Source organism: Prevotella sp. 885 (assembly GCF_002265625.1).
In the GTDB taxonomy this organism is placed as follows: domain Bacteria; phylum Bacteroidota; class Bacteroidia; order Bacteroidales; family Bacteroidaceae; genus Prevotella.
This window is the reverse complement of record NZ_NOVE01000075.1, coordinates 1-10,504: the sequence shown is the minus strand read 5'-3', so window position 1 is coordinate 10,504 and position 10,504 is coordinate 1. Positions and strand designations below refer to the sequence as shown.

Below are 10,504 nucleotides of genomic sequence, written 5' to 3'. Positions count from 1 at the left end.
TGCAGAATCTTTCAATGCAAAAGTCAAGCATTTCAGAGCACAACTTCGGGGTATCATTGACAAGAAATTCTTTCTCTTCAGACTAACAAGATTGTATGCTTAATCCACACACTTTTTCAGGTGAGCCAAAGATACAAAATACTTGGACATAAATTGATGTTTTTATCATTTTTTTGAGCGTAAAACCTCTTTTTTTCCAATTTTATTATGATATTTCGAATAAAAACACTACTTTTGCATATGTAGAAACATTAAATAAGCAATTATGGAAAATAAAGACCTGAACCGGCTGAAAGTTGTTCTAGCTGAAAAAAAGAGAACCAACAAATGGCTCGCTGAACAATTAGGTAAAGATCCTGCAACGATCTCCAAGTGGTGTACCAACAATGCACAACCGAATTTGGAGAATCTTGTTGAGATTGCAAAGTGTCTTGGAGTCACAGTCAATGATTTAATTCGATAATGTAAAAGGAACCCAGTATGCCAACAAACAAGAATGCAGCTATACGCTACCAGACTCTCGATAAATGCTTTCGAGACAGACGACATCGATACTACATGGAAGACCTCATCGACAAGTGCGAAGAGGCCATCTACTACTATAATGGCGTAGGAGGAGTAAGTCGGCGACAGATATTTGAGGACATCAAATTCATGGAAAGTGAAACAGGCTGGAGTGTGCCGCTTGAAAGAAAGCAAGATGGCAGAAGGGTTTATTATCGATACAGTGATCCTGACTTTACCATCAATGCCCAACCACTGACAGAAGATGAAGCACGACAGCTTCGCTCAGTCATCATTACCCTCAGGCGTTTCAGAGGATTGCCAAGCAACGCATGGGTGGATGAAGTCATCTCCAACCTGGAATGGCGATTTGGACTTAGAGGTAAGCAGGAGAATATGATTGGCTTTGAACAAAACCCCTATCTCAGGGGACTGAACTTACTGCCTGACATCATAGATGCTGCTACAAGCCATCAAGCTGTAAGAATCACGTATCGCAACTATAAGAATTGCGATGAGGAGTACACCGTTGTTGTGCATCCTTGGTACATCAAGCAATACAACAACCGATGGTTCCTTATGGCGTATGATGCCGAGGCTGACAGAATATCAAACTATGCCCTCGACCGAATACAGAACTTCAATGTAGAGGAAGATGTGGCATACATACCAAATAAAGAGGTCGATTTTGAACACTACTTCGATGATGTGTTCGGTGTGACAATACCGCCATCAGATGTTGAAAAGATTAGGGTTTTGCTACAATTCTCAAAAAAGCAATACCCTTATATCGTGTCCAAGCCCCTGCATCATTCGCAGGAAATAGTAGATGCGGACAACCGCATTCTGGCTGTTGAAGTACGACCGACATACGAGTTTACGCAATTGATACTTTCGTTTGGATTTGACGTTAAAGTGCTCGAACCAGAGCCTTTCAAACAGGAGATATTGTCAAATCTACGTAGGAATCTGCAGAATTATAATGAAATGCAGATAGACTGCACCGATTAGTATTACATTTGCAAAAGTATTTAATAATAATGAATAAGAATAATAGTCCATATACAGCAGCATTGACAGGTGGGGGCTTTCTTTTCGAAGAAACACTCACCCTGTTGCCTTTACTTCAAGCAGAAAACAGCGAAGAACTGCTCCAAGAAGAAAAGATTAACAACAATCTGCTGCATATCAATGCAGAAGCAGCTCGTTCTAGAAACATTCACGAGATAAAAAGGCGTTATCAAACAATGCCTCTTTCATTCTGGGATGACTTCAAGGAAATGAGCGATAGTGACAAGGTCATCGCTCTGTTCTATGTGATTCTCAAAACATACAAGATATGTTTCGACTTCCATGTGAATGTAACCATGCGCAAGTGGAACAGTATTTCCAAGAGCATAGACAAGGAAGACCTCATGATGGAATTCAATGAAATCTCTGCCAAAGACGAGTTTGTTGATTCATGGAGTGACACCACGAAGGGAAAGGTGGCAGGAGCATACCTCACTATCCTGAGAAAGGTGGGAATGCTGACCAATGACAACCGTCTTCATTCCCTGATCTGCAATAATTACGACTACTACTTGGCAAAAGGAGAACCATGGTTCTTGGAAGCCTGCCTCCTGCAGCCATACGAAATAGATAACATAAAGAAATCAATGTGATATGACGATAAAAGAACTTGATGACAAACTGAACAGCCCTGGGTTCCAGGACACTGAGAACGGCGACCTGTTCTACAACTTCTTCATCTACCAATATCCGGCAGAGAAGGAGTATGACATCCGTCGGCAGATACAGGAGTTCAAGGCGAATCTCATTCGCCCTGTCAACTATGTGGATGTGCTTACGCTGAATCTGTTTGAGGAGTTTTGCAACTTTCTCGACCAGAAGAAGTTCCTGCGTCATCCATCCATGCTGAAATACCAGTTGGAGAAAGAGCAAGCAGATCCGTCAAAGGCAAAGAACACCCAGGACACGCTGACCCGCAATGCCCATTCTCCTGAGTTCGTGCAGTACATTCATCAGCGTATCATCGACCATATCACCATCAAGGATCAATATCACCGTCCATACGTTTTCCTGTATGGCATAGGCAGTATGTTCCCATATCTAAGAGTCAACGAGTTTCTTGCCCTCTATGAGGACTACAACGAGACTGGGAAGTATAAGATTATCGTCTTCTACCCAGGTCATCGTGACCAGAACTCTTTCCGTCTGTTTGATACGCTCCCAGACAATCACACTTATCGTGCAACCCTACTTATCAATGAGTAACTTATGAAACTGAAAGATTTATATAGCAAGCCAATCAACCGTGCTGTCAATCCTGCCGTCAGTGCTACCAAGTTTGACCCAGAGACAGAACGAATAGAAATACAGGAATACGTGTTTACGGATGAGATTATCAATGGCCTCTTCCGCATACTCGATGCCATCAAGAACAACAAACCATACGACCATGTGGGTATCTGGATTGACGGTTACTATGGTTCGGGTAAGTCTCACTTCCTGAAATATCTCGACTACTGTATCACTCCATCAACCCGTGAGGATGCAGTTTCACGTCTGCTCGATGCAGTAAAAGCCATCGACCCTCTCGACGAGAAGCACAACCTCAGTTTCGATTACGATGAGTTGCTCTCCATCGCCAACTGGCTGAAGCGTGCCACCATCGACACCTGCATCTTCAACCTGGAAACCAGCTACGACAACTCTACAGACAAGAAGAAGGCTTTCCTTCACGTATTTTGGAATGAGTTCAACGGCAAACGTGGCTTCAATAAGTTCAATATCACCCTGGCACAGAACCTGGAAAAGCCTCTTGCCGAGAAAGGCGTGTTCGAAGCCTTCAAGGAGCGCATTGCTGAGGAAGGTGGCGACTGGAACGAACCAGGTATGGCTGCCGACCTGATAGACAATGAGCTGGATTGGGTTCTTGATATTGCCAAGGAACTTGCCCCTACTCTCTCCGTAGATAGCATCCGGGAGCGCATCATCAAGCGAGACACCAATATGAGCATCGACCGCTTCGGTATGGAATTGGCTTCCTACCTGAAGGACAAGGGCGATGACTACCGTCTTATTCTCCTTGCCGATGAGGTGAGCCAGTTCATCAACAAGGAGCGTGACCGCTATCTCAACCTCCAGGAGATTATCACCAAACTCTCTGAGGCTTGCGACAACAAGGTATGGGTGGCTTGTACCGCCCAGCAAGACCTTTCTGAGATTATGGACGATTGCCACATTGCAGAAGAGAAGGATAAGGAAGGCAAGATTAAGGGACGCTTCGAAGTGAAGGTTTCCCTGAAAGGTACACAGCCTGAGGTAATTACCCAAAAGCGTATTCTCGACAAGAAAGAGGAAGTGAAGCCAGACCTTGCGGCACTCTACAATAAATATAAGGCAGGGTTCGACCTTCAGTTCAAACTGCCCACATCATATAGTAGCTACGAATCACAAGATGATTTCGTGGACTACTACCCTTTCGTGCCTTATCAGTTCAAGTTGATTATGCAGGTATTCAACTCGTTCCTCAACCTCGGCTATGTGGCCAAGGAGGTAAAAGGTAATGAGCGAAGCATCATCAAGGTAATCCACTCTACTGCCAAGACAAATGCAGATGCTGAGTTGGGCAAGTTCATCTCTTTCGACGAACTCTATAATAACATGTTCGAAGAAGGATTGCAGGCTCGTGGACAAAAGGCTGTGGATAATGCTTTGCGCATGGCTCGCACCTACCAGACCGATCGCCCAGAGCGCACCCGTCTTGCCGTAAGAGTAGCCAATGTGCTCTTCATGATCTGTAATATTTCACAGACTGACCAGCTGGTCTTCCCAGCCACATTGGATAATGTAACCTCACTCCTTATCAACGATATGGAGACTCCTCGCCTCAATATCAAGAACGAGGTAGAGAAGGTAATAGAATTCCTTTGCGACAACAACATCATCCGTCGTGAGCAGGGCAAGAATGGTGCTCCCGAGACCTACGCTTTCTATAGTGAAGAAGAAATGAAGGTGGCTCAGCTCATTCAGAGTCAGGTGGTTGACAACAACACCCAGGCAGAGCAGCTGAAGGAAATCTTCAACAGATATATTACGGCGCTCCGCAACAAGGAACAATACAAGACACGCAGTTTCTCCGTAGGTCTCACCATCAAGCAGCGCACTTTCCTCAGCAACAATCCTGATGTGCAGGTAGAGTTCGTGATGGATGCTGACTATGAAACTGCCGAGCAGTTGGCTTTGCAGAACAGCAATGTCAACCGCATGGTTTACTATGTGGGTCCTCAATATCGTGACAACAAGCGTCTGTACAATGCCTTCTACTGGTATTGCCAGGCAAACCGCTACATGGCTACTCCGGTAACAAGCGAGGACAACAAAAAGACACGTGATGAGTTTGAGAAACGTGCCAACGAACTTTACGATGGAATCATCAGAAAGGAGTTTGAGAAGATTCTCGACACCTGCCCTATCGTCTCCGGCCTCAGTGTGATAGATGAAGCCGAACTGGGACAGAAGCGTGGCAACGACCGCTATCGTGTGGCGATGGACAAGCATCTGTCCAGCATCTATACCAAGGCGAACCTGGTAGATTACCCAAGCATGCCTCGCACCACGGAGCAGTTGAAGAAGGCAATTCTCCGAAATGTCAACCCTGGAGACTACGATGGAATGAATGCCGTGCTAACTGATGCAGAGCATGAAGTGGAGATTTATCTCAACAAGCAGTTTGCTGAGGTAAATGTTTCTGATGTGCTTGCCAAGTTTGCCAAGGCTCCATACGGATGGGACAACATCTGCACACTCTATATTATCAATGAGTTGGTACGTCGTCATAACCGTGACTACTCATACGCTAACAATCCTAATGTAGAGACATCAACAGTTGCCGCCCGCATCGTCAGCGAATCCAACAAGTTCACATTGCGCCAGGCTAAGGTCATATCTCCACAGGTGATCCAAAACTTTATTGCTGCATGGAAAGAGATTTTCGGTATTTCTGCCGTTCCAAGTTCTACAGACAGCACACAGCTTTTCCGTGCCTGCCGAGATATAGAGAGCGTCCACAGTCTAGCCAAGTTCATCAAGGGCTATAAGGATATTGAGCAGCAGATAGCAGGCTACCAGTTCTGCCAGCCTATCCGTGAGGCAATTGAGCTCTTCGAGTCATGGCTCAACGAGCGTGATCCGCTGAAGTTCTTCAACCTCGTCATCGCAGCCAAGGATGAAGCCAAGGTGCTCATAGATAAGTGCAAGGAGGTGGTGCAGTTTACTCATGATCAGCTTGATACATACAAGCAGCTCATCCAGTTCCAGGACGACAACCAGTATAACTTCCCATTCGTTCCGATGGAGATGCAGGGGACAGTCACCGACTTCAATAAATTGAAAAACGACCCATGGCCAATATCTGGTCTTCGTGGTTACATCAAGCTGCAACGCCAATTATCAGGCATAATGGATGGTGTACGTGAAGAACTCCGTGAGAAGATCAAAGCAGCCTATAATGATATGTTCGACTATCTGAAGCAGGTTGCCGATAAACAGCATGTTCCTGAGAGTGTACTTTCTGACCGTGAAACCGTTATTCGTGTCAAGACCACTCCAACCAATATTCTGGTACTGCAGAACAATGCCAATACAGATACGTTCTATCAAGAGCAGGTGGATAAGATCATGTCTTATAACCCTCCTCTGCCTCCAGGAGGTGAAGGAGACGGTAAACCAGAACCACCAAAAACTCCTGACAAGCGCATCCGCAAGGCGTCTTTGCAGACTAAGACAAAGTTGCCTATCACGAATGCGGAGGATATAGAACGATACCTGGAAGGTCTGCGCCAGCAGCTCGAAAAGCTGCTTGTTGACCAGGATGGAGTAATGATTATTAAATAATTTATAATGTACAATTATGGCAGAGATACGTATTAAAGACATAAATATAAGCATTTGGAATCATCAGAAAGTTCAGTTTTCTGCACACCCAGATGTCAATATTATCATGGGCATCAACGGCAGTGGTAAGACTACTTTTCTGAGTAGCCTGTACAAGTCTTTAACTGTAAACATGGAAGGAACAGAGAATGTTGTTTATTTGCCATCCATTGACAACATAGCAATGAGAGACAAACGAAAAACTGCAACAGCCCTTTCACAAGACTTGGATTATTACATCTACGATATGAAGACTGGCCCTTCATTGATGAGTCTTCGTATGTCTATGATTGATAGTTCCGAGGATGTGCAAACCGAGCTAAAATCTCGAATTGCTAATTTTCAGAATGCGGTTAATCGTCTTTTTGCATTGACCCACAAGCGAATAGAGATAGAGGGTAGCAAGTTTTCTGTCATCACGGAAAAAGAAAAATTGCCTGTAGGCGCATTGTCTTCTGGAGAGATGCAGATGCTACTAATTCTCCTGAGAGTATTTCTACTCAATGGTCGTGAAGCTGTGGTATTGATTGATGAACCAGAAAACTCATTGGACATCGACTGGCAGTTTGAACTGGTCAACCTGCTTGTTCGTTTCAACCCCAATGCCCAGTTTTTCATTACAACCCACTCTCCAGCCCTCTTCGGAGAAGGATGGGGCGACAAGGTTTGGTACATGGAAGAAATCACTCAAAAGTAAAGCGTATGGACTGGATTAGTAAACAAGCCAAACTATACAGAAACCTTGCCCTTACCCATCGCTATCAGGCAATAGTGCATCTGGAGGATCAGGAAGATGAGAGATTTTGGGATTATCAGTTGCAACATGTCAAACCTGGGCGTTATCGCTATTTGTACTATAGCAAGAACAATAATGGCACTGATACCAGAGGATGTGAACAATGTCTCAGATTCAGACCATACCTTACAGACCAATTCTTTATCTGCATAGATAGTGATTTGCGCCTGCTTCGGGGTGAAGAAGGGCTGACTGCGAACAATCATGTTGCTCAGACCTATGCTTACTCGTGGGAAAATCATTTTTGCGAGTCGGTTCATATTCAAGAGCGTATGAGACATAATATAGAGCAAGTGGATTTTGACATGAATGAGTTTATCACAGCATTCTCAAAGATTGTCTATACTCCTCTACGCTATTTAATCTTCTACTCAGCAGACAGTAATCTGAACAAACTGTGGAATATCTCCAAGTTCAATGCTTGCATACCTTTGCAACCCAAACGCTCTGAATTGGACAATAACGGCAAGGAATATCTGTCGGTCATTAAATCCCGTTTTGAAGAAGGACTGAAGAATCTTTCAGAACAACCTACTGACAAGATTGAATCCCTCACAGAGGAGAACGCTTATCTGCATATTCAAGGGCATTTACTTTATAAGATGATACTCCATATCGGCACTCTACTTTGTAGAGGAACAGGCGTAGCTTTCAAGACCGACATTCTTGATAAAAGCCTGCACACCAATGGTTATGATGAGATAGAGTTTTTGCAAAAAGACTTGCATAAGATTCTTATTCAATAAATACAAAAAAGTATGGACACAAATAGAATCAAACGCTTCGCCACCGAAGCACGAAATATATTGAAAGCCGGCATTGCTGCCAAGATTAATACGCTTGGCTTCGATAAGAACGGCAATGTGGCAGAAGAGAACAAGCCTCAGCTGATGCAGGGCGGTTCTCTCTGGAATGAGCAGTTGCAGACAGAGGGCTTCTACTACCAGTGGATGTCCCTCTATAACCGTATTCAGCAGAAAGGTATCAGCGAGGTGTATGAGGAAGCTGCCTACACCTGGTTCAACCGCCTCTGCGCCATCCGAATCCTGCAGAAGAACAATCTCTGTAGTCCGGTTTTGGCGTATGCTGATGCTGCACGCACTCCCGTTATCGTGGATGAAGCCCGTCAGGGACGCATTCCACAGATGAAGGAAGAGTTGCGCCAGCGACTCGTTGAACTCCTTGATGACGACACCAAGGTGACAGAGCAATTTGCCATCCTCATCACAGCCTGGTGCCACGACAATCCTATCATCAACCAGTGTTTCGGCAGCATTGCTGATTACACCGAGCTGCTCCTGCCAAACAACATCCTGGCAGAAGGCGGTTTTGTGGATATGCTGAACCATACAGAATTTATCACCGATGAAGACTTCCAGTCACCAGAGTTGATTGGATGGCTTTATCAGTTCTATATCTCTGAGCGCAAGGATGAGGTGTTTGCCAAGAAGGGCAAGTTCGAGGCTGATGAGATTCCTGCAGCCACCCAGATCTTCACCCCTAACTGGATTGTGAAATACATGGTGCAGAACACCGTGGGCAGAATCTATCTGGACAATAATCCATACGAAACGCAGCTGCAAAAGAAATGGAAGTATTTGGTTGAACCTTCAGAGAAGCCAAATGATAAGACTTTACTGAAGTACAACGAATTAGAGAATTTAAAGGTAGCAGACCTTGCCTGCGGTTCCGGCCATATTCTCAACGAATGTTTCGACCTGCTCTATGACCTTTATATTGCTGAAGGCTATGGTCGTGGAGAGGCTGTGGAGAATATCTTCAGCCACAACCTCACGGGTATCGACCTCGACACTCGTGCCAAACAGTTGAGCCAGTTTGCCCTTTTGCTGAAAGCTTGCCAGAAGGATGCAGCATTTGCAGATGCGCATATTCTTCCTCATGTGATGGATATGGCTCATGTAAGTCCGAAGATGGATGATAAAACTTTGTCTGAGGCTTGCCTGGAGTTTATGGGTGGTTATGAAGATGTGGCTGGCGAAATGCTGGCTGAGGATTTTGAACTTCTCAAAGAAGCAGAAGACCTGGGCAGCATCATGTGCTTTAACGACGACAAGGAATATTTGTCCATGCTCCGCCACCAGTATGCAGAATGGACAGAGAATGGCACGGATGATTGTCCGGAGAACATCAAGCAACTGCTTCCTGGAGTTCAGGTTATACTCGCTCTTACAGAGAATTATCATGTGCTGGTAATGAACCCTCCATATATGAAAAGTGGAAATATGAATTCCGTATTGAGCAAGTATGTGAAGGACAACTATGAGGAGGCTAAAGCCGACCTCTTCTCTGTGTTCATGGACATGGGCATGAAACGATTGATCTTTGGTGGCAAGATGGCGCAAATCAACATGCAGAGCTGGATGTTCCTCTCTTCGTTCGAGAAGTTGCGTGACATTTTCTTGTACAATTATGTCATCGACAGCATGTTGCATCTCGGCCCTCGCACGTTCGACGAGTTGAGTGGCGAGGTGGTGCAGAACACAGCCTTTGTACTGACCAAGCCTCGTTTTTCCGAGTATGGAATGACGACAAGTCTTGAACTGGATTCCAAACCGTTAGAAGAGCGAAAGGCTATTGTTAACAAGTTGATGAAGGAAGTGGACTCTGGCGAATTCAAAAAGAATATCCGTGAAGCAAAAGGCATTTACTATCGCTTGGTGGATGGGAAGAACTGTGCCGATAAAGAGCAGATGTTCCTTGCAAATAAGGATGGAAATGAGGATGGTAACCGCATTTATTATTCTAATGTGGAACAGCTTAATTTTGGCAAGATTCCAGGTGCGCCTATCGGCTATTGGGTTTCACCCAAAATTCAAGAGATATTTACATCAAATCTCGCGTTGTCTGCTGTTTGCAGTCCCACACAGGGACTAGCAACAGCAGACAACGCGAGATTTCTCCGCCTTTGGTTTGAGCCAAACTACAGCCGAATCGGATTCGGCTGTGAAAATGCCGCGTTAGCGGCTCGCTCGCAAAAAAAATGGTTCCCAACTACCAAAGGTGGAACTTTCCGCCGTTGGTTTGGCAATATGTCCTATGTTGTAAATTGGGAAAATGATGGAGAAGAGCTAACAAACTTCAAAGGTTCTGTCATAAGAAACAGATGGAGATATTTTGGCTCATCCGATAAAGTCCGTGGCATCCCTACCCAAATATCAACGATACACGATAGAAAAAGAACGGTATGTCCCTAACTCCACGCAGTTGGCCTCTAAATGCCTTAAGCTTGGAGTTGAGTGATTC

The 10,504-nt window shown here is 44.8% G+C and carries 8 protein-coding genes and 1 pseudogene; all 9 read left to right on the top strand.

Features of this window, described 5'->3' with window-relative positions; translation table 11 throughout:
• Positions 1-103 (top strand): annotated as a pseudogene (locus CHL74_RS16445) (ISAon1 family transposase); the annotation flags it as partial.
• Between the two features lie 162 nt (positions 104-265).
• The gene (locus tag CHL74_RS14210) at positions 266-463 is read left to right on the top strand and encodes a helix-turn-helix transcriptional regulator (protein WP_094881851.1); all 198 of its coding nucleotides are present in this window, start codon (positions 266-268) and stop codon (positions 461-463) included.
• A gap of 95 nt (positions 464-558) precedes the next feature.
• Positions 559-1,515: a helix-turn-helix transcriptional regulator gene (locus CHL74_RS14205; protein ID WP_254923332.1), complete on the top strand. Its 957-nt coding sequence runs from the start codon at positions 559-561 to the stop codon at positions 1,513-1,515.
• 29 nt (positions 1,516-1,544) lie between these two features.
• Positions 1,545-2,168 (top strand): BrxA family protein, encoded by a 624-nt coding sequence (locus CHL74_RS14200; protein ID WP_094881849.1) that lies wholly within the window; start codon positions 1,545-1,547, stop codon positions 2,166-2,168.
• A gap of 1 nt (position 2,169) precedes the next feature.
• Positions 2,170-2,781, top strand: coding sequence for a BREX protein BrxB domain-containing protein (locus tag CHL74_RS14195; protein ID WP_094881848.1), 612 nt, complete (start codon positions 2,170-2,172; stop codon positions 2,779-2,781).
• A gap of 3 nt (positions 2,782-2,784) precedes the next feature.
• The gene (gene brxC, locus CHL74_RS14190) at positions 2,785-6,405 is read left to right on the top strand and encodes a BREX system P-loop protein BrxC (RefSeq protein ID WP_094881847.1); all 3,621 of its coding nucleotides are present in this window, start codon (positions 2,785-2,787) and stop codon (positions 6,403-6,405) included.
• 16 nt (positions 6,406-6,421) lie between these two features.
• Positions 6,422-7,141: an AAA family ATPase gene (locus CHL74_RS14185; protein WP_094881846.1), complete on the top strand. Its 720-nt coding sequence runs from the start codon at positions 6,422-6,424 to the stop codon at positions 7,139-7,141.
• A 5-nt stretch (positions 7,142-7,146) separates the two neighbouring features.
• Positions 7,147-7,986 carry a DUF4435 domain-containing protein gene (locus CHL74_RS14180; RefSeq protein ID WP_176452272.1) on the top strand — a complete coding sequence of 280 codons (840 nt, stop codon included), beginning with the start codon at positions 7,147-7,149 and terminating at the stop codon, positions 7,984-7,986.
• A 12-nt stretch (positions 7,987-7,998) separates the two neighbouring features.
• A complete protein-coding gene (gene pglX / locus CHL74_RS14175; protein ID WP_141241349.1) occupies positions 7,999-10,455 on the top strand; it encodes a BREX-1 system adenine-specific DNA-methyltransferase PglX in 2,457 nt (818 codons plus the stop codon).
• Positions 10,456-10,504 lie beyond the last annotated feature (49 nt).

Bases quoted from the DNA above. Each gene is read 5' to 3' on its own strand.
- CHL74_RS14210 (WP_094881851.1), top strand. From the start codon at position 266: ATGGAAAATAAAGACCTGAACCGGCTGAAAGTTGTTCTAGCTGAAAAA.
- CHL74_RS14205 (WP_254923332.1), top strand. From the start codon at position 559: ATGGAAGACCTCATCGACAAGTGCGAAGAGGCCATCTACTACTATAAT.
- CHL74_RS14200 (WP_094881849.1), top strand. From the start codon at position 1,545: ATGAATAAGAATAATAGTCCATATACAGCAGCATTGACAGGTGGGGGC.
- CHL74_RS14195 (WP_094881848.1), top strand. From the start codon at position 2,170: ATGACGATAAAAGAACTTGATGACAAACTGAACAGCCCTGGGTTCCAG.
- brxC (WP_094881847.1), top strand. From the start codon at position 2,785: ATGAAACTGAAAGATTTATATAGCAAGCCAATCAACCGTGCTGTCAAT.
- CHL74_RS14185 (WP_094881846.1), top strand. From the start codon at position 6,422: ATGGCAGAGATACGTATTAAAGACATAAATATAAGCATTTGGAATCAT.
- CHL74_RS14180 (WP_176452272.1), top strand. From the start codon at position 7,147: ATGGACTGGATTAGTAAACAAGCCAAACTATACAGAAACCTTGCCCTT.
- pglX (WP_141241349.1), top strand. From the start codon at position 7,999: ATGGACACAAATAGAATCAAACGCTTCGCCACCGAAGCACGAAATATA.